Raw genomic sequence first — 18187 nt, 5'->3', positions numbered from 1 at the left:
CCGGCTCGCGCGGCGGGCCGCCAAGGGGACGCTGGGGACGGCGGCCTTCAACGTGAACGACTCTTGTACGAAGAGCAAGTTCGACAACCTCTATGGGTGCCGTGAATCGTTTCTCGACGGCGTCAAGCGGGCCACGGATGTCATGGTTGCCGGAAAGACGGTGGTCGTCTGCGGATTCGGGGACGTAGGGAAAGGGTGCGCCCGCTCCGCCCGCGGGATGGGCGCTCGCGTGGTCGTAACCGAAGTCGATCCGATCAACGCTCTGCAGGCGGCTATGGAGGGGTACGAGGTGACGGTGCTCGAAGAGATTGCGCCGATCGGAGACATCTTCGTGACCGCCACCGGTTGCATCCACGTGATTCGGCGGGAGCATTTGGATCGGATGAAAAGCGGAGCGATCGTCTGCAACATCGGCCATTTCGACAGTGAGATCGATGTTGCGACCCTTTACGGGGATTCGAACCTTCGCCGCATCGAGATCAAGCCGCAGGTCGATCTCTTTCTTTGGCCGAACGGCAAGAAGCTCTTCGTCCTGGCCGAAGGTCGGCTCGTCAACCTAGGTTGCGCAACGGGCCATCCCAGCTTCGTCATGAGCGCCAGCTTCACGAATCAGGTCTTGGCGCAGGTCGAGCTCTGGAGAGAGCGGGAGAGCGGCCGATATGCCCGTGGTCGGCTTTACGTGCTTCCAAAGCTTTTGGACGAGCGGGTTGCTCGGCTCCACTTAAATCATCTCGGGGCGAAGCTCACCCGTTTGACCCAAGAACAAGCGGAATATCTGGGTGTCTCGGTGGACGGACCCTATAAGCCGGAATTTTACCGCTATTGATTCTCTGCCCGTCCGCGCGGCTTGTGCTCCGCGAACGGGCACCATCGGCTCTCCCAGGATTGCGGGGAGCCGAACGGCTTCTCAGGGGTTCGATTTTGCCCCTGCAGAGGAAGGGGGCGTTCCATCCGGCCCGTAGTGCTTTTGCAGATAGTCGACGATCTGCGCGACCAACTCGGCAGGAATCGGAGCCCCGAGGTGGATCATCTTCTCCACCTCCTTCTTCCAGACTTCCGGCGGAAAGCGAGGCTGGGCGCCGATGAGCGTTACGCTGTGGCAGATCGAGCAGTAGCTCTCGACGAGCTCCTGTCCGCTTCCTCGCGCCAACGGGGTGGGTGCCAGCGGATAGGCCCCTACGGAATAGGTCGAAGTCGAATTCCCCGGGTAAGGAGAGACCGGTAAAATCAATCCGGTAGAATCGAGGGCGTAGACTCCCGCTTCGGCCAGGCCGTCCGCATTTCCGAAGGCGGGACGGGGTGCAGCGACGAGGCCAAGGAAGACCATGGTTGCTGCGGCGATGCAGGAGAGGAGTCGATTCAAGCGGCCTCCCCGACGAAAACGGTCTGTGTTTCCACCATATTCCAAGCGTATCCTCCAGGGTTCCAAATCGGTTCCGTCGGCTGGACGTTGCCTTTCCCGTCCATCGCACGGCAGCGAAGCTCGTACCGTCCCGGCCGCTGCGGAGTCCATGGAAGCCTCCAGCCGCGAAAGGAGTAGGGACCCAAGTCGGAATCGAGTCGGGCGAGCTTCCAGCTCCGGCCTCCATCGGTGGAGACCTCCACCTGCCGGATTCCCCCCGATCCGCTGAATGCGATGCCCTTGAGCTCGATCGGGAGCCGAGCCACCAGCTTGGACGATCCATCCGGCTGGACGAAAAAGGAGCGGACCGGCATGGGCAGATCGCTCGCGGCGACCGTTCGAAGCTTTCCGGAGGCCACCTCTTCCGGCGTTGTGGCGTGACGGGGGTTGTCGGGAAGCCGGTAGGCGTTCATCATCCAGTGGCTCCGGTCGGGCTCGGGAAGCGCTTCGATCCAGCTCAAGTGCTTGATCCAACAGGTCGAGAAGCGACCCGGCACGACCAGGCGGACGGGAAAGCCGTTGAGCATCGGCAGCGGCGCGCCGTTCATCTGGTAGGCGATGACGCACTCTCGGAGGATCGGATCGTGCGCGTTGAGCGACTTGGCATAGGAATGGGCCGGCGTTCCCTCCACGCTGCGCCCCGAATCGAGTCCCTGGAAGCGGAGAGCCATCGTCTTTGGGCGGAGTCCCGCCCGCTCCAGGAGATCCATGAGCCGCACCCCGGTCCAGCGGGCATTTCCCATGCCCCCGTTGCCCCACTGGGTTCCGGGGACGCGAGGGAAAAAGCGGCTGCGCGAGTTGCCCGTGCATTGATTGACGGCGACCACCGAGACCGACTCGAATTCGGAAAGCAGCTGAGAAAAGGAGAACTCCAAAGGACGGGAGACGTGGCCCCGGATCGAGAGCCGCCACCGGGAGAGATCGATCGCATTGGGAATCACGTCGAGGTGGTAGCGGACGAAGAAGGCCGAGTTGGGGGTCAAAAGGGAGTCGAAAAAGGGGCGAGGGGTTTCCAGGACGATCGGTCGATCGCTGAGCCGCAGCAGCGGAAGCTTTTGGGGCACGACTCCGGCCGGAACCGAAGCATTCCAATGCGTGTCGGGAAGGACGAGATTGGACCGGCCACCGTCGCCCTGGGCGCGAGCGGCCTCTGGCAGAGGAAGTGCCGCTCCGAGCGCACCGGCCAGGATTTGCAGGGCTCTTCGCCGGGAATAGACCGGAAGGGTCAATCCGCTTTCTTCGGGCGGCGTTGCTCCATGTTGATATGACATCTCGGCCAAGCTATCGAAGCCAGGCGCTCGCTGTCAAGGAGGTGCGTGGGGAGAAACGAAAGAGAGCGGGAGGGCTGGGAACGAGCGCTCTACTCGGAAGCGGCACGTTGCCTAGGCCGCGAGGAGTCGATTGGGCCTATTCGATATATCGACCGAACCGACGCGGCCAAATGGGTACCGGTCGCTTTGCAGCGAGGGCGTTCTTTCGAACCGTCTTCGCCGGTGCCGGTGACCGGAGGCCTTTTTCGACGGGATCCTTTTCGTTCCGGGTCTGCTCCATGAGTTGGTCTTTCACCTCGCATTTCTGGATAGCAGATTATATGCCAGCGAGGCCGTTTTTTGGCAGCATCGCGGCGTCGGCTAGGAAGGTTCCGTTCCGGAGGGCCAAGAGCCGGGCGCCGGCTCCAAGAGGACCACGACGGTCTCTCCCGCTCTTCGTTGCCAGCGAACTCTCCAGGAGACGGGATGGTCGAGCCGGTTGCGGCGGAAAAATTCCCAGAGGAAAAAGCCCTCGGGCGCCAGGTGCGGCAGAACCGCGGAGAGGAGCGGATGGTCGTCGAGGAGGAGCTCTCGCTTTTCATAGGGAGGGGAGGCCAAGATCAGGTCGTAGCGCTGCCGGTCTCTCTGGAGGAAGCGAAGAGCATCGGCTTCGACCACTCGTCCGGTAAGGCCCGTTTTGAAGAGATTGTTTCGAATCGCACGACAGCAGGGACTGGCGAGGTCGACGAAGGTCGCCTCCCTTGCTCCACGACTCAAAGATTCGATGCCCAGAGCGCCCGTGCCGGCGTAGAGGTCGAGGACGCGTTTGTCGACGATCCAATCTCCCAGCGAGGAGAAGATCGCCCCCTTTACTCGGTCGAGGGCCGGTCGAATCTCGACCCCGCGAGGTACTTCCAGGCGAAGGCCGCCGGCCACGCCGGAGATCACCCGAAGAGCCATGCCGTTTGGTCCGTGCGGCCGCACTCCGGCAGAAGACGATCCCCCGCCGCTCGTCTCATGGCCACAAAAGCGCCGAAATGGTTTCCGGCTTCTTTGCCCGCAATGCCAAGTTTCCCGACAAGTTCGCTTCCGGATTTTGAATCGTTCCTCGCATCGTGAGAACGATCGCCTGCGAGCGGTCTTGCAGAAGGCGAAGCTGACGCGCGAGCAACTCTGGAAGACGGTGGAAGAGTGGCTCCTTGAGGTGTATGCGAAGGACGAGCCGCAGGGACGAGTCGAAGGCGACCGATCCTTCTCCCGAGAGAGAAAAGTTCTCGGATTGAAAGAGGAGATTGGAAAAGGTCACGGCTCCCTCTTGAATCCGAAACTGACCAGTGCATTCCGAAAATTCCGGTCGAGCAAGGCTGCTTTCCCGAAACATACCCGCCAAGGCCGAGAAGAGCGAGACGTTCTCGATGCGTCCATCCTTCACGGAAAAGGAGCCTTGTCCGGAAAAGCTCTTGGGAGTAAGTGGTCGGCCGCGGGATTCGAGGTCGAGAGTGAGTCGGCCTCTGGCAGCCTGGGTATTGTTTTGGAGGAGGGAGAGGAAGTCGTGGAGGTCGAGATCGGTGACCTTGAGGCGCAGCGCGAAATTTCCCCCCGGCGCGTCGGAAGGAAGTTGAGAAAGACCGGCATCGATGCGCCCGCCGTTTGCGAGCGCTTGCATGTTGGAAAGCACCAAGCGGGAAGCATCGATCTTGTACTGCGCAAGAAGCTGCGTGCAGGAAAACCGGTTGAGAATCCGCATCCAGCCGGCGGCAAGAGTTCCCTTTCCGGAGACCAAACCCGACTTTTCCTGGAGCGGACCGCAGGTGGAGATTTGGCCGGCTTCCACAAGGGGAGAGCCGTCCGGGAGGAGGAGAACGGCGCGCCCATTCTCGATATCGAGAGAGTCTACGCGCCACGGCACGAGGCGAGCTCGGGCGAGGATCAAAGGAGATCCCGGCTTGGCGGGATCTTCGTCGATCAACGGCAGGAGGAGCCGTCCTTCCTTATCCACCTGGGAAGCAAAAGTCGGCGTCTCCAGCCTCGCGCGTCGGAGGTAAAATCCCTTCGTTAAGAGACTGGGCAGCGAGTATTCGAACCGAGCTTTTTTCGCGACGAAAAGGGCCGGGGCCATCGGGCTCGCGGGATTGTCGACTTGGAGATCCCGCAGGGTAATTTCCGCGGGCGGTTTCCATTCCGCCGACGAGAACCGGACAGGGCTACCCAGTGCCTCCCCGAGAGCCCATTCCAAGTAAGCGGCGGCTCGGCGCCCGGAGACCCACTGCTTGAGACCTTGCTCCGCGAGAAAAAAAAAGGCAATTGCGGCCAAGATGAGGCCGATCGCAAATTCGCCGATGTGTCGAAACAGCCGCACTGCTTGCAATTAGGCAAGAGTTTCTAAAGATTTTCCAGCAAATGAATCGAGCCTGCATCATTTTTAATCCAGCCGCGCGCGGCGAGAAAGCCCGCCGGCTCTTCGAGCGGCTCCGGACGACGGTCGGCGACTCGACGATCCGAGTCACGGAATACCCTGGAGATGCGGAGGCTCAGACGGAACGGGCCATAGAGCAAGGGTTCCGTATCGTGGTAGCCGCGGGAGGGGACGGAACGGTCAACGAAGTGGTCAACGGTCTCAACGGGACGTCGGCGACCCTCGGAATCCTGCCGCTCGGGACGATCAATGTCTTCGCCATGGAGTTGGGAATCCCCATCCGGCTCGAACGCGCGTGGGAGGTGATCCAAAGAGGCAAGACCAGGAAAGTCGATCTCCCCCGAGTGGGAGAGCAACGCTTCGTCCAGCTGGCGGGCGTCGGCCTCGATGCGGAAATCCTGACCCGCACGCACTGGTGGACAAGGAAGACCTTCGGTCCGTTGAGCTACCTGCTCGCCGCCTTCGGACTTCTCGCGCGAGCGGCTCCCCTGCTGAATGTGACGATCAACGGCGAGGAGACGCACCAGGGGCGATTCCTGCTCGTCGGGAACGGGCGCTATTACGGCGGGCGCTTCCCCGTCTTCCCCGATGCGAAGCTCGACGACGGTCTCCTCGACGGCTGCCTCTTCGCGGAACTCAACGCCTTCGCCGTCGCCCGCTATTTGCAAGGAGTGCTCGCCCGCCGCCATACGCAGTTCTCCGACGTCTTCTATTTTCAGGCGGAAAGATTGACGGTCGAATCCGACCGTCCTGTTCCTTTGGAAGTCGACGGGGAGCTGTACGGTCATACTCCTTGTTCCTTTTCGATTTCGCCGGCCGAGTTAGAGGTCATCGTCCCGTGAGTCGGCGGCCGCTCTTCCGCCGCCGGCCCGTTCTCTCTCGTCGACGCTTCCAGGGAGAGGAGTCGCTCCTTCCTCCAAGGCGCAGCGGCATATCCTCCGACGCCGCCCTTTTTCGGAATCACGCGGTGGCAGGGGCAAACGATGAGGAGAGGATTTGCTCCGACCGCGCTGCCGACGGCGCGCACCGCCTTGGGGCTACCCAGTTCTCGAGCGAGCTCTTCATAAAAAAGGGTCGAATCCGCCCGATGTTGGAGCAGCCGGCTCCAGACGGCCAGTTGCCAGGGAGTGCCGAAGGGTGCGATGGGAACCGAAAAGCGGGATCGCTCTCGAGCAAAATATTCGGCGAGCTCCCTCTCGATCTTTTCAAGGTGCTCGTTGGAGCGCGTTGCGATGGGTGGACCGAGCCGGCGCAGACAATGCTCTTTCTGAGAGCGCAGCTTCGGCGAGTCGGCGAATTGGAGCAGTCGCAAGCCGGCGGAATCTGCCAGCGCCACCATGCGTCCCAGGGGTGTGTCGATTTCCCATTCGCAGAGCGGGCTCCTGCCCGGTGGCGGGGAGGGAAAGGCTGCGGAGAGCGGCTTGTCGGAAGGAGCTGCAGCCTCCGGTGGGATCGGGAGGGAAAAGCGCGCTTGGCCTTTGCGTGGACGGCCCGTACCGCCGAAACCAGGGTGCCCGGCGGATCGACTTCCGGGATGGCCCATGGGAGGAGCCTACCTCTTTAATGGTTGCCGATCCAGAACCGGCATTGCGGAAGGAGAGACGAAGAGGTTGGTGCAAACTCGGGACAAAAAGCGCCGAAAGCCCGTGAAAAGGACTTGTCAGACTCCCCCCCATCCGCAATAGTTGAAGCCTTTCACTCGGTTTGGTAACGAGATAAGCGATGCCGACGATTAATCAGTTGGTCCGAAAAGGACGAGAGGAGTTGGTGCGAAAAACCAAGGCGCCCGCCCTGGATTCCTGCCCGCAGCGTCGCGGGGTTTGCATCCAGGTGATGACGCGGACGCCGAAGAAACCGAATTCCGCGTTGCGCAAAGTCGCGAAGGTTCGACTCACGAACGGGAAAGAAGTGATCGCCTACATCCCCGGCGAAGGACATTCGCTCCAAGAGCATTCGATTGTTCTCCTCCGCGGGGGAAGGGTCAAGGATTTGCCGGGAGTGCGCTACCATATCGTTCGCGGCATCCTGGATGCTGGCGGCGCGGTCGGTCCCAGCAACACCAACAAGCAGAATCGAAACGTATCCCGGAGCAAATACGGCGTGAAGCGGCCGAAGGAAGGAGCCGCCAAGAAGTAGCGGCAAAGGGATCAAGGGTATGCGAAGAAGAAGAGCGGAAAAGCGACGCACGCCACCGGATCCGAAGTACGGGTCGGTCCTCGTGCAGCGGATGATCAGCGTGATCCTTTCTCGCGGGAAAAAGTCGCTTGCGGAGCAGATCGCCTACGGTGCCATCGAGGGTACCGACCCCAAGGCCGGCAATCCCGTGGAAACGCTCCAAAAGGCGATCGAAAACGTGAAGCCTCGGTTGGAAGTCAAATCGAGGCGGGTGGGCGGGGCTACCTACCAGGTTCCTGTCGAAGTTTCGCCCGAGCGGCAAGTCTCTCTTGCTCTCCGCTGGATCTTGCGAGCCGCCAGATCCCGCAAGGGGGTTCCGACGCAGGTGGCGCTCCAGCAGGAGTTGCGGGATGCGGCAGCGGGTCAGGGCGCGGCGGTCCGGAAGAGGGATGAGGTTCATAAGATGGCACAAGCCAACCGTGCCTTCGCGCATTTGCGCTATTAGAAAAATTCGGTAAATAAGAAGAGCGCGAGAACTGCGAGCGACGGCTCCTCGGCAACCCGTGGGAAGGGGCGAAGAGTCCGACGATTCTTTCAGCGGCTCTGACGAAGAGCGTTCGATTAACGGAACAGGAAGTTTTACCTATGGCGACAACGACCTCTCCAGGCCCCGCGGCGGCCCGGAATTCCCCCCATCGACCCTACACCTTAGAGAGAACCCGCAATATCGGCATCGCCGCTCATATCGACGCGGGAAAGACCACTCTCACCGAGCGAATCCTCTTCTATACGGGGACCATCCACAAAATGGGGGAGGTTCATGAGGGGACTACGGTTACCGACTGGATGGAACAGGAGCGGGAGCGGGGGATTACGATCACCTCGGCGGCCATCACCTGCTTTTGGCCGGTCCGAAAAGAGGCGGGAATCACCAAGTTGTTCGACGGAGAAAAATTTCGGATCAACATCATTGACACTCCAGGCCATGTCGACTTCACCGCCGAGGTGGAGCGATCGCTTCGAGTCCTCGACGGAGTGATCGCGGTTTTCTGCGGAGTCGCCGGCGTTCAGCCCCAATCGGAGACGGTATGGCGGCAGGCAACGCGCTATCGGGTCCCGCGGATCGCCTTCATCAACAAGATGGACCGAGTAGGAGCCAATTTCGAGAATGCGGTCCACGAGATCCGGGAAAAACTGGGAGCCAACGCGTGGCCGATCCTCCTCCCGCTCGGGAAAGAGGATCAATTTCACGGCCAGATCGATATCATCAACCGGAAGGCGATTCTCTATTCGGATAGCGACCGGCTCGGCTCGACCTATGCTGTGGAAGAGATTCCGGAAGAATATCGGGAAGCCGCGGAGGCGGCTCGCCGGGATCTCATCGAAGCCCTGGCCGACAAGGACGAGGAGATGGCCGAGCTCTTTCTGGCCGAACAGGAGCCGACGAACGAGCAGATCAAGCGGGCCATCCGGCGTAGCGTCATCGCCAACGAATTCGTTCCTGTCATCGCCGGGTCGGCTTTCCGGAACAAAGGCGTCCAATTTCTCGTCGATGCGGTGATCGATTACCTGCCGAGCCCGGTCGACATCGAGCCCGCGAAGGGCCAGCACCCCGTCACTGGAGAACAGATCCTCGTCGAGCCGAATGACAACGCTCCCTTCTGTTCGCTAGCGTTTAAGCTCTGGTCCGATCCCTTCGTCGGCAAGCTGGTCTTCTTCCGAGTCTATTCCGGAACGCTGCAGAAGGGGATGACGGTCTACAACCCCCGGACGCGCAAACGGGAGAGAATCAGTCGGATCGTCCAGGTGCAGGCAGACGAGCGACAAGATCTTCAGGAGGTCCATTCCGGAGACATCGCAGCCCTGGTGGGCATTCGGGATGTTGCAACGGGCGACACGCTCGTCTCCGAGGATTTCGAAGTGATCTTGGAGCCTCCTACCTTTCCGGAGCCGGTCATCTCGATGGCGGTCGAGCCCAAGACCAAAGCGGATCGAGAAAAGATGAGCCTAGCGCTGCAGCGGCTCATGGAGGAAGACCCTACTTTCCGAGTAAGCACGAATGAGGAGACGGGGCAGACGATCATCGCCGGAATGGGCGAGCTCCATCTGGAAATCATCGGCGATCGGCTCCGCCGGGAGTTTGGTGTCGGCACCAACGCCGGTGCTCCGCAAATCGCCTACCGGGAGACGATCACCCGTCCGGCGGAAGGCGAGGGAAAACTCATCAAGCAGAGCGGCGGGCGAGGACAGTACGGACATGTCATTCTCGAAATTCAGCCGTTGGAACGGGGCAAGGGAGTCGAAATCGCTAGCAAGGTCGTCGGCGGGAATATCCCCAAAGAGTATATCCCCGCCTGCTTCAAGGGTGTTCAGGAAGCGCTCTGCGCGGGCATCATTCACGGCAGTCCTGTCATCGACCTGGCGGTGAACATTCTCGATGGCAGCTATCACGAGGTCGACTCGAACGAGCTGGCTTTCAAGATGGCCGCGATCTTCGCCATGAAGGATGCGATCAAGAAGGCGAATCCGATTCTTCTCGAGCCGATCATGAAAGTGGAGGTATCGACCCCGGAAGAATACCAGGGCGATATCCTAGCCGACTTGACGCGCCGGCGTGGAAAGATCCTCAACGTAGATACCAAGGGGAAGACCGCGAACATCCGCGCCGAGGTTCCCTTGGCGGAGATGTTTGGGTACGTAAACGACATCCGATCGATGTCGAAGGGAAGAGCCGCCTATTCGATGGAGCCATCCCATTTCGAGCAAGTGCCCGCGCAGATCGTCGCTCAAATCGTGGAGCAAAAGCGGAAGTAGGAGTACGGGACGCCATGGCAGCGAGCAAAATTCGGATTCGTTTGAAGTCGTTTGATTACCGGCTCTTGGATCGAGCCGCCTCGGAGATTTCGGAGACAGCCCGTCGGACCGGTTCCGCCGTAGCGGGTCCCATTCCTCTTCCGACAAAGATTGAACGCCTGACGGTGAACCGTTCGCCACACGTCGATAAGAAGAGCATGGATCAGTTCGAGCTTCGTACCCACAAGCGGCTCGTGGAAATCATGGAGCCGACGGCCAAGACTGTCGACGAGCTCAAAAAATTGAACCTCCCGGCGGGTGTCGATATTACGATTCGCATCTAAGGACGAGGCCATTTGCGGAAGCGGAAGGAGAGCGGCGCATGAGCATAGGGTTGTTGGGAAGGAAGCTTGGGATGACCCAGGTCTACGATGGGGATGGGAATCTCGTTCCCGTCACCGTGGTCGGAGCCGAGCCGAACGTGGTCGTCCGGGTGCAGGCGTGCGGAGAGGGGAAGAAGAGCGTCCAAATGGGCTTCGAGACGGTCCGGGAAAAGCGTCTGACCAAACCTCTGCGAGGGCACTTTGCGAAAGCGGGGATCGCCCCGCGTCGCTTTCTGCGGGAGTTCGTGGTGGATGCGACGGAGGAATGGGGGCCCGGCCAGGAGGTTGGGGTGAACCTCTTCCGGCCCGGGCAGCTCGTCGACGTGATCGGGATCAGCAAGGGCAAAGGCTTTCAAGGGGTGATGAAGAAGCACAATTTCTCCGGACAAGGGGCTGCGCACGGTTCGAAGATGCACCGTCGCAACGGCGCTGTCGGCTGTCGCTCCACGCCCGGCCGCATCTACCGGAACCAAGGGATGCCGGGGCAGTTGGGCAGCGCGAGGACGACCGTCCAGGATCTAGCCGTCGTTTCCGTACGGGAGGAAGATCGGGCGCTTCTCATCCGCGGCAGCATTCCCGGAGCTCGGGGAGGATTGGTGGTCGTCAGGACCGCGATCAAGGGCCAGCCGAAGCCTCCGGCGAAGCCGCAGGCGAAAGCGGCAAAGAGCCAGGCGGCGGGGAAATCGTCCAAGAAGTAGGGGCGCGAAAGCGAGGAAGCGAAGATGAAGGTTTTGACCGTGGAAGAGGTCCGACAGGAACTGAGGGCCCCTCTTCTTACCAGCGGGCGGGGGAGTCAAGCGCTGCACGATGCCATCGTCGCCTATCGAGCAAATCGACGGAGCGGCACTCGTGCAACGAAGACCAAGGGAACGGTTCGAGGCTCTGGAAAAAAACCGTGGGCTCAGAAAGGGACGGGGAGGGCTCGGGCGGGATATGCTTCGTCTCCCATTTGGCGAGGGGGTGGAGTCGTCTTCGGGCCTCAGCCAAGGGATTTTTCGAAGAAGCTGCCGAAGAAGGTAAAACGACTCGCCTTGCTCAAGGCGCTGAGCGGTCGAATCGCTGAAGGAGCCGTTTTTTTCACGGAAACGATCGAGCTGCCGCAACCCAAAACGAAGGAACTCCTGAAACGCTTAGATTCGTGGGATCGAAAAGAAACCCTCCTGCTCGTCGTCGAGAAGAGAGAGTCAGCCGTTTGGCTCGCGGCGCGAAACCATCCCCTCATTGCCGTCGTATCCGCGACGGAAGTCAATGCCGAGGACTTACTTTGGCCGGATCGCGTCGTGCTGGAGCGACCGGCTCTGCCGATCCTGGATCGGCGTTTGGATCGGGGAGGAAAGCAATCATGAGGGATCACCGGACGATTTTGCGCCGCATCTGGATGACCGAAAAGGCCACCATCCTGGGAGAAACCCGCAACCAGTATCTTTTTGAAGTTCCTCGCGATGCGACGAAACAGGAGATCCGCAAGGCGGTGGAGCGGGCTTTTTCGAAGAAGGTCGTTGCGGTGAACACGTTGCGCTCTCCTGGGAAGATCCGGCGAGGCCGCGTGGGAAGAGTCGGAAAAAGCCCGACGCGGAAGAAGGCGATCGTGACGCTCGCCCCCGGAGAGAAGCTCGATTTGACCGCATAAGGGAAAGGAATCGCCATGGCCTTGAAGGAATTTCGCCCTCTCACACCGACGCTACGGTATACGCAGCTCGACTCCTTTTCGGAAATCACCAAGGACGAGCCGGAGCATTCGCTGACAGTCCCTCTCCGCAAGAAGGGAGGCCGAAACGGCTACGGACGGGTGACGGCACGCCACCGCGGCGGCGGTCATAAGAGGCGCTATCGGCTGATCGATTTCCGTCGCCAGCGCCATGGGATCGGCGCCACCGTGGAGAGCATCGAATACGATCCGAACCGAACGAGTCGCATCGCGCTTCTTCGCTACGCCGACGGGGAAAAGAGCTACATCATCGCTCCTCTCGAGCTCAAGGTGGGTGATACGGTGATGAGCGGTCCCGACGCCCCGCCGAAACCTGGCAACGCGCTCCCGCTGGAAAAGATTCCCGCCGCCACTTCGATTTACAATATCGAGCTGACCCCGGGCAGGGGCGGCCAGCTCGTGCGTGCCGCGGGTTCGAGTGCGCGGTTGATGGGGGTCGATCAGGGCTATGCGGTCGTGCGGCTCCCCTCCGGGGAAGTGCGGCGGATCGCGGCGATCTGCTATGCGACCGTCGGTCAGGTCAGCAATCCCGACCATTTCAACGTCTCGCTTGGAAAAGCGGGACGAACCCGCTGGCTTGGATGGCGACCTCACGTACGAGGAGTGGCGATGAATCCAGTCGACCACCCGAACGGCGGGGGCCAGGGCAAAAGCAAAGGGGGCGGGGGGAGACAGCAACTGAAGTCTCCTTGGGGCAAGCTCGCCAAGGGGAAGAAGACCCGGAGGCATAACAAGCAGTCCGATCGATTCATTCTCGAGCGGCGCATTCGCAAACGGAAGAAATAGGGGGATTTCATGGGTCGTAGCTTAAAAAAGGGGCCTTTTGTCGAAGACCATCTTCTTCGGAAGGTGAGCGCCACTCTCAAATCCGCCTCGAAGAAGCCGATCAAGACCTGGTCGCGCCGGTCGATGATCATCCCAGATTTCGTGGGCATTACCTTTCTGGTCCACAACGGGAAGACCTTTCACGCGGTCTATATTACGGAGAACATGGTGGGGCATCGGCTCGGCGAATTTTCTCCGACACGTGTCTTCAAGAAGCACGGCACGCATACCGAGAAGGCGACGGCCAAGTAGGAAGGATCTGGCAGAACCAGCGAGGATCATTTTATGCAGGTCAAGGCAATCAACCGTTTCGTTCGAATGTCTGCCTTCAAGCTGCGCGATGTGGCCCGGAGCATTCAGGGGATGCCCGCCGAGCAGGCGCTTGCCGTCCTGGCTCACTATCCCAAGGAGGGGGCGCGCCATATCCGGCGCACCTTGGCTTCGGCTTTGGCCAACGCGGAGAACAACCACAGCCTCCACCGGGGGGATCTCTTCGTGAAGGAAGCTCTCATTGGAGAGGCGGCGACCATCAAGCGTTTCCAGCCTAAGGCGAGAGGGAGCGCCGGCCCGATCCGCAAGCGGACGAGCCATATCCGGATCGTCTTGGAACAAAAGGAAGAAAAATAAGGGAAGGATATGGGCCAAAAAGTTAATCCACTCTGCTTTCGGCTTCCGGTCAATCGCCAGTGGCGGTCGATCTGGTATGCCGATAAACGCTCTTTCCCCGACTATTTGGCCGAGGATTTTTACATCCGCCGCCTGATCAAACGAAAGCTAGCCACCGCGGCCATAGCGAAGGTCGTCATCGAGCGGGCGGGCAACCGGGTGAGAATCAACATCCATACGGGACGCCCAGGCTTGGTCATCGGTCGAAAAGCCGCGGAGCTCGACAAGTTGCGCGAGGAAATTCAACGGCTCGTTCAAAAGGAACGGGAGGTTCTCGTCGACGTCAAGGAAGTCAAGCGGCCTGAGCTCGACGCACAGCTCGTCGCGGAGAACATCGCGCTACAGATCGAGCGCCGTATTTCCCACCGGCGAGCGATGAAGAAAGCGGTGCAAATGGCTAGGGAAGCCGGCGCGTTGGGCATTCGCGTTCGCTGTGCCGGAAGGCTGGGCGGATCGGAAATTGCCCGGGTTGAGGGATATCGGGAAGGAAAGGTCCCCCTCCACACTCTCCGAGCGGATATCGATTACGGATTTGCGGAAGCCCAGACCATTGCCGGAAAAATTGGAGTAAAGGTCTGGCTCTCCCGGAAAGAGGAAGTAACTGGAGTTGGATTTTAGGAGCGGCGGCGCACCATGGCTCTTTTACCAAAACGTGTAAAATATCGAAAGTGTCAGCGGGGAAGCCGGGCCGGGAACGCGAGCCGCGGAACCTCGCTCGCCTTTGGGGTTTACGGGCTGCAGACCTTGGAACGCGCCTGGATTACCAATACGCAGATCGAGGCGGCCCGAGTGGCGATCACCCGTCACGCAAAGCGAAAAGGGAAGCTCTGGATTCGGATTTTTCCCGACAAGTCGGTAACATCCCGCCCGCCGGAGACTCGGATGGGGAAAGGGAAGGGACAGCCCGAGTTCTGGGTCGCCGTCGTGCGTCCGGGGAATATCCTCTTCGAACTCGACGGCTTAACCGAGGAGACCGCCCGGGAATCGTTCCGGCTCGCAGCGGCCAAGCTCCCCGTCTACACCCGCTTCATCAGCCGTGAAAGGACCTTGCGAGCATGAAGATCGTTCAACTGCGCGCGCTTTCGAAGGAAGAGTTGCTTGCCAAAGGGACGGACGCTCGAGAGGAACTCTTTCGGCTTCGCCTCCAGCAGTCGAGCGGCTCGTTGGAGAAGCCAAGTCGGTTGCCGGAGCTGCGGAAGCTCGTAGCCCGAGTGGAGACGCTGCTTCGGGAAGCGGAACTCAAAGCCGAGGCGGCCAAGCCTCAGACCAAGAAGAAGGAGAAGGCGTGAAGACGGAAATGCACAAAAAGACCGCGTCGCCGGAAAAGAGCAGAGCGAGCGCGCAAGCTCCCGCAGAGCCTCCAATCGTCGATTCCGTCGCCCAACCGGAGCAGGAGGCACCCCCGGCAGTACAGTCCAAGGGGAGAACGCGCACGGGACAGGTCGTCTCTGCCAAGATGCAGAAGACCATCGTCGTCAACGTGGAGCAGCGAGTGGCTCATCCTCTCTATCGGAAGATCGTCCGGAAGCACAAGAAGCTCTATGCACACGACGAGGAGGGGGTCGCCAAGCTGGGAGATTGGGTAAAGATTCAAGAAACTCGACCGTTAAGCCGCCTCAAGTGCTGGCGTCTGGTGGCGGTGTTGCGGTCGGCTTCCGAGGAAACAGCGGTATGATCCAGATCCGTTCTTGGGTAGAGGTAGCGGATAATACGGGCGCGCGCCGGGCGACGATGATCGGAGTCATTGGGCGCAAGAGCCTGACCGCCCGCGTCGGCGATCTCATTACGGCGACTGTCAAAGAGGCGGCCCCGGACGGAACCGTAAAGAAGAGCGAGGTCGTTCGTGCGGTCGTCGTGAGGACCAAGCAGCCGATCCGCCGGCCCGATGGCTCCTATCTTCGATTCGATACCAACGCCGTGGTGATCGTCGACAAGGATTTGAATCCCCGGGGAACGCGGGTCTTCGGCCCCGTGGCCCGAGAGCTGCGCGACAAGAACTTCATCAAGATCGTTTCGCTTGCTCCGGAGGTCGTATGAAGCCATTCGGTCATCGCAAACAAGCCGCGCCCCAATCCCACTTCCACATTAAGCGGGGGGATGAGGTGGCGATCGTCAGCGGGACGCAAAAGGGAAAGACCGGCAAGGTGCTTCGGGTGTTGCGGAAGGAGAACCGCGTCGTGATCGAAGGAATCAATCTCGTGAAGAAGGCCACCCGACCGACCCAGGAGAATCCGCAAGGCGGCTTTTCAGAGCGCGAGGGTCCGGTCGCAATCTCCAACGTCATGCTCCTTGCGGATTACCAGAAACGGAGCCGCCGGAGCGCAAAAGCTTCGAAGACGAAGGAGGGCTCGCAAGCATGAGCGAACAATCGGTTTTTGCAAAAACATACCGGGAACAGATTCTTCCCCAGATGCGGGAGGCGAGGGGCTACGTCAATGTCCATGAGGTGCCGCGCCTCGAAAAAGTCGTCATCAATTGCTGCGTCGGCTCTTCTCCGGAGCTCAAGACGGCCCTCGAGGAGGCCCTCAACGATCTGGCGACGATTACCGGCCAGCGCCCCGTGAAGACAAAGGCGAAGAAAAGCATCTCGAACTTCAAGCTGCGTCAGGGCCAGGAGATCGGTTGCAAAGTCACCCTGCGCGGGAGGAGGATGTACGAGTTCGTCGAGCGTTTGATTTGGGCGGCACTTCCCCGTGTGCGTGACTTCCGCGGTCTCTCGCCGCGGGGCTTCGACGGAAAGGGCAACTACACGTTCGGGATTCGCGATCACACCGTCTTCCCGGAAATCGAGATGGAAAGTGTCAAAAGGACCTTCGGCTTTGATGTTACGATTGTAACAACCGCTCGCTCCACCGAGGAAGCGCGGGATCTGCTTAGCCGGCTCGGCCTTCCGTTCATCGGAGCGCGGAGAGAGACGGCTCCGGCAAAAGGGTAACAAAGGGGAAGAAGATGGCGACAAAGGCATGGATAGCAAAGCAAAAGCGGACACCGAAATTCCGCAGCCGCCGGTACAACCGCTGCCGGCTTTCGGGCCGGCGGAGAGCGTATCTGCGCAAATTCGGAGTCAGCCGAATCATGTTTCGGGAACTCGCCTCCTGGGGGGAAATCCCGGGCGTGACCAAGGCGAGCTGGTAAGGGGTTCATCGACGTGCAAACAGATCCCTTAGCCGACTTCTGCTCGGCGCTGCAAAACGCCAGAAACGCCCATAAGCCCGAAGTCGTCCTGCCTCATTCCCGAATCAAGGAGGCGGTAGCGCGCGTGCTGGTGGAGGAAGGATATTTGGAAAAAGTAGAGGTCGTTCCCGTCCGGAAGGGAATTCGACAGCTGCGCCTTACTCTCCGGGAAGTTTCCCCATTTCAAAAGGCCCGCCGCATTAGCCGCCCGGGCTGTCGCCGCTATGTGGGAGCGAAGGAAGTGCCGCGGATTCTAGGAGGCCTTGGTCTTTGCATTCTTTCCACTCCGAAAGGGATTCTCGCCGGCCATCGTGCCAAGCGCGTCAACGTGGGGGGAGAACTGCTGCTCTCGGTCGAATAGCCGAAGGAACGTAGAGGAAGAAAGGAGACGCCCCGATCATGTCACGAGTCGGAAGAAAGCCGATCCCGGTACCTGCCGGAGTCAAAGTAGCCATCCAGGACAACGCGGTTGCCGTCGAAGGGCCCAAGGGGAAACTATCGCACCGGCTGCCGGAGGGTTTGGCCGCAACCTTCGCCGAGGGGGCCCTTACCGTCGAAAGCCGTGGGGGAAGCCGGGAGAGCCGTGCGCTCCATGGCCTCCACCGGACCCTGCTCGCCAACGCGCTGACTGGTGTCCATGCCGGCTTCCGAAAGGAGCTGGAGATTCATGGCGTGGGATTCCGTGCGGCGGTCCAAGGGAAGAATCTCACCCTAAACTTGGGCTTTTCGCATCCGATCCTTTATTCGATTCCTGAGGGAATTCGCATCACGGTAAACGAGAACACCAAGTTGTTGATCGAAGGAATTGACAAATGCCTCGTCGGTCAGGTAGCTGCCGAGATTCGCCGTTTCTATCCGCCCGAGCCGTACAAGGGGAAAGGCGTTCGCTATGTAGGCGAGGTGATTCGGCGAAAGGCGGGCAAGACCGCGCAGAGCAAGTAGGCTTGCGCAGGAAGAAAAGGACGGAGAAGAAGCTATGCGTCTGGGACGAAGGGAGATGCGGGATCGGCGCCACTTGCGGACACGCCGGAAGGTAGTCGGCTCCGGGGCGAGGCCAAGGTTGTCCGTGCACTTCAGCGGGCAACATATTTACGCGCAGGTCATCGACGATGGAGAGGGCAAGACGCTGGCTTTCGTTTCGACGCGGCAAAAGGCCCTTGCGGGTCTCCGGGCGAACGTCGCGGGTGCGTCGAAGGTGGGCGCACGTCTGGCCGAAGAGGCGAGACAAAAGGGAGTGCAAAAGGTCGTCTTCGACCGTGGGGGTTTTCTCTACCATGGGAAGGTAGAGGCTTTGGCGAACGCGGCCCGAGAAGCGGGGTTGGAATTTTAACGATTCACTCGAATCATTGACCGGATCGGACCAGAGAAAGCATGGAAACATCACAATCGCGGACGAGCGACGAGAAACCTCAAGAGAGCGCCTCTCAGCATCCAGTCGGGGAAGCGGCGACCGCC

Annotated in this window: 28 protein-coding genes; 23 read left to right on the top strand and 5 right to left on the bottom strand. The window is 60.3% G+C overall.

Going from position 1 to position 18187, the window contains the following annotated elements:
* The coding region (locus FN369_RS03995; protein WP_142524915.1) for an adenosylhomocysteinase at nt 1-826 on the top strand (826 nt) is incomplete at its 5' end.
* Nucleotides 827-907: 81 nt separating this feature from the next.
* On the opposite strand, the gene FN369_RS03990 is transcribed toward FN369_RS03995, so the two are convergent.
* The 4 genes from FN369_RS03990 to FN369_RS03975 all read right to left on the bottom strand — a co-directional run bounded on the left by FN369_RS03990 (nt 908) and on the right by FN369_RS03975 (nt 5011).
* Nucleotides 908-1363: a c-type cytochrome gene (locus FN369_RS03990; RefSeq protein ID WP_142524914.1), complete on the bottom strand. Its 456-nt coding sequence runs from the start codon at nt 1361-1363 to the stop codon at nt 908-910.
* Complete coding sequence (locus tag FN369_RS03985) at nt 1360-2673, bottom strand: molybdopterin-dependent oxidoreductase (RefSeq protein ID WP_142524913.1); 1314 nt, start codon at nt 2671-2673, stop codon at nt 1360-1362. Before FN369_RS03985 ends, FN369_RS03990 begins: the two co-directional genes overlap by 4 nt.
* A gap of 360 nt (nt 2674-3033) precedes the next feature.
* Nucleotides 3034-3636, bottom strand: a complete 603-nt coding sequence (locus FN369_RS03980) for an RsmD family RNA methyltransferase (protein WP_142524912.1) — start codon at nt 3634-3636, stop codon at nt 3034-3036.
* Nucleotides 3637-3667: 31 nt separating this feature from the next.
* Entirely contained in the window at nt 3668-5011 is a 1344-nt protein-coding gene (locus FN369_RS03975) for an AsmA-like C-terminal region-containing protein (protein WP_142524911.1), read from the bottom strand.
* A gap of 41 nt (nt 5012-5052) precedes the next feature.
* Here FN369_RS03975 and FN369_RS03970 point away from each other — a divergent pair, with 41 nt between their 5' ends.
* Nucleotides 5053-5910: a diacylglycerol/lipid kinase family protein gene (locus FN369_RS03970; RefSeq protein ID WP_142524910.1), complete on the top strand. Its 858-nt coding sequence runs from the start codon at nt 5053-5055 to the stop codon at nt 5908-5910.
* Here the strand turns inward: FN369_RS03970 and FN369_RS03965 are convergent.
* Nucleotides 5853-6611 (bottom strand): methylated-DNA--[protein]-cysteine S-methyltransferase, encoded by a 759-nt coding sequence (locus tag FN369_RS03965; RefSeq protein ID WP_142524909.1) that lies wholly within the window; start codon nt 6609-6611, stop codon nt 5853-5855. The two genes, FN369_RS03970 and FN369_RS03965, sit on opposite strands and share 58 nt — an antisense overlap.
* Before the next feature lie 179 nt (nt 6612-6790).
* Here FN369_RS03965 and rpsL point away from each other — a divergent pair, with 179 nt between their 5' ends.
* The 21 genes from rpsL to rplR all read left to right on the top strand — a co-directional run bounded on the left by rpsL (nt 6791) and on the right by rplR (nt 18062).
* Nucleotides 6791-7204 carry a 30S ribosomal protein S12 gene (gene rpsL, locus FN369_RS03960; protein ID WP_142524908.1) on the top strand — a complete coding sequence of 138 codons (414 nt, stop codon included), beginning with the start codon at nt 6791-6793 and terminating at the stop codon, nt 7202-7204.
* A 19-nt stretch (nt 7205-7223) separates the two neighbouring features.
* Nucleotides 7224-7688, top strand: a complete 465-nt coding sequence (gene rpsG, locus FN369_RS03955) for a 30S ribosomal protein S7 (protein ID WP_142524907.1) — start codon at nt 7224-7226, stop codon at nt 7686-7688.
* Between the two features lie 140 nt (nt 7689-7828).
* A complete protein-coding gene (gene fusA / locus FN369_RS03950; RefSeq protein WP_142524906.1) occupies nt 7829-9997 on the top strand; it encodes an elongation factor G in 2169 nt (722 codons plus the stop codon).
* 14 nt (nt 9998-10011) lie between these two features.
* The gene (rpsJ, locus tag FN369_RS03945) at nt 10012-10320 is read left to right on the top strand and encodes a 30S ribosomal protein S10 (RefSeq protein WP_024807160.1); all 309 of its coding nucleotides are present in this window, start codon (nt 10012-10014) and stop codon (nt 10318-10320) included.
* A 38-nt stretch (nt 10321-10358) separates the two neighbouring features.
* Nucleotides 10359-11057, top strand: a complete 699-nt coding sequence (rplC, locus tag FN369_RS03940; protein WP_142524905.1) for a 50S ribosomal protein L3 — start codon at nt 10359-10361, stop codon at nt 11055-11057.
* 24 nt (nt 11058-11081) lie between these two features.
* Nucleotides 11082-11705: a 50S ribosomal protein L4 gene (gene rplD, locus FN369_RS03935; protein ID WP_142524904.1), complete on the top strand. Its 624-nt coding sequence runs from the start codon at nt 11082-11084 to the stop codon at nt 11703-11705.
* Nucleotides 11702-11989 (top strand): 50S ribosomal protein L23, encoded by a 288-nt coding sequence (gene rplW / locus FN369_RS03930; protein WP_142524903.1) that lies wholly within the window; start codon nt 11702-11704, stop codon nt 11987-11989. Before rplD ends, rplW begins: the two co-directional genes overlap by 4 nt.
* A 15-nt stretch (nt 11990-12004) precedes the next feature.
* The gene (rplB, locus tag FN369_RS03925; RefSeq protein ID WP_142524902.1) at nt 12005-12853 is read left to right on the top strand and encodes a 50S ribosomal protein L2; all 849 of its coding nucleotides are present in this window, start codon (nt 12005-12007) and stop codon (nt 12851-12853) included.
* 9 nt (nt 12854-12862) lie between these two features.
* Nucleotides 12863-13144 (top strand): 30S ribosomal protein S19, encoded by a 282-nt coding sequence (rpsS, locus tag FN369_RS03920; protein ID WP_142524901.1) that lies wholly within the window; start codon nt 12863-12865, stop codon nt 13142-13144.
* 33 nt (nt 13145-13177) lie between these two features.
* Nucleotides 13178-13519, top strand: a complete 342-nt coding sequence (rplV, locus tag FN369_RS03915) for a 50S ribosomal protein L22 (protein ID WP_142524900.1) — start codon at nt 13178-13180, stop codon at nt 13517-13519.
* A 9-nt stretch (nt 13520-13528) separates the two neighbouring features.
* Nucleotides 13529-14176 carry a 30S ribosomal protein S3 gene (rpsC, locus tag FN369_RS03910; protein WP_142524899.1) on the top strand — a complete coding sequence of 216 codons (648 nt, stop codon included), beginning with the start codon at nt 13529-13531 and terminating at the stop codon, nt 14174-14176.
* A gap of 15 nt (nt 14177-14191) precedes the next feature.
* Complete coding sequence (rplP, locus tag FN369_RS03905) at nt 14192-14617, top strand: 50S ribosomal protein L16 (protein ID WP_142524898.1); 426 nt, start codon at nt 14192-14194, stop codon at nt 14615-14617.
* Complete coding sequence (gene rpmC / locus FN369_RS03900) at nt 14614-14847, top strand: 50S ribosomal protein L29 (protein ID WP_142524897.1); 234 nt, start codon at nt 14614-14616, stop codon at nt 14845-14847. Before rplP ends, rpmC begins: the two co-directional genes overlap by 4 nt.
* The gene (gene rpsQ / locus FN369_RS11455; RefSeq protein WP_342799708.1) at nt 14844-15233 is read left to right on the top strand and encodes a 30S ribosomal protein S17; all 390 of its coding nucleotides are present in this window, start codon (nt 14844-14846) and stop codon (nt 15231-15233) included. The genes rpmC and rpsQ overlap by 4 nt, the downstream gene beginning before the upstream one ends.
* Nucleotides 15230-15595 (top strand): 50S ribosomal protein L14, encoded by a 366-nt coding sequence (gene rplN, locus FN369_RS03890; RefSeq protein ID WP_142524895.1) that lies wholly within the window; start codon nt 15230-15232, stop codon nt 15593-15595. Before rpsQ ends, rplN begins: the two co-directional genes overlap by 4 nt.
* The gene (rplX, locus tag FN369_RS03885; protein WP_142524894.1) at nt 15592-15918 is read left to right on the top strand and encodes a 50S ribosomal protein L24; all 327 of its coding nucleotides are present in this window, start codon (nt 15592-15594) and stop codon (nt 15916-15918) included. The genes rplN and rplX overlap by 4 nt, the downstream gene beginning before the upstream one ends.
* The gene (rplE, locus tag FN369_RS03880) at nt 15915-16493 is read left to right on the top strand and encodes a 50S ribosomal protein L5 (protein ID WP_142524893.1); all 579 of its coding nucleotides are present in this window, start codon (nt 15915-15917) and stop codon (nt 16491-16493) included. Before rplX ends, rplE begins: the two co-directional genes overlap by 4 nt.
* Nucleotides 16494-16507: 14 nt before the next feature.
* Complete coding sequence (locus FN369_RS03875; RefSeq protein ID WP_142524892.1) at nt 16508-16693, top strand: type Z 30S ribosomal protein S14; 186 nt, start codon at nt 16508-16510, stop codon at nt 16691-16693.
* Between the two features lie 13 nt (nt 16694-16706).
* A complete protein-coding gene (locus FN369_RS03870) occupies nt 16707-17093 on the top strand; it encodes a 30S ribosomal protein S8 (protein WP_142524891.1) in 387 nt (128 codons plus the stop codon).
* A gap of 38 nt (nt 17094-17131) precedes the next feature.
* Complete coding sequence (rplF, locus tag FN369_RS03865; protein WP_142524890.1) at nt 17132-17674, top strand: 50S ribosomal protein L6; 543 nt, start codon at nt 17132-17134, stop codon at nt 17672-17674.
* A 34-nt stretch (nt 17675-17708) separates the two neighbouring features.
* A complete protein-coding gene (gene rplR / locus FN369_RS03860) occupies nt 17709-18062 on the top strand; it encodes a 50S ribosomal protein L18 (protein WP_142524889.1) in 354 nt (117 codons plus the stop codon).
* Nucleotides 18063-18187: the final 125 nt, after the last annotated feature.

Origin of the sequence: Methylacidimicrobium cyclopophantes (assembly GCF_902143385.2) — a bacterium.
Taxonomy (GTDB): Bacteria; Verrucomicrobiota; Verrucomicrobiia; order Methylacidiphilales; family Methylacidiphilaceae; genus Methylacidimicrobium; species Methylacidimicrobium cyclopophantes.
This window is presented reverse-complemented; position numbering and strand designations above follow the sequence as displayed.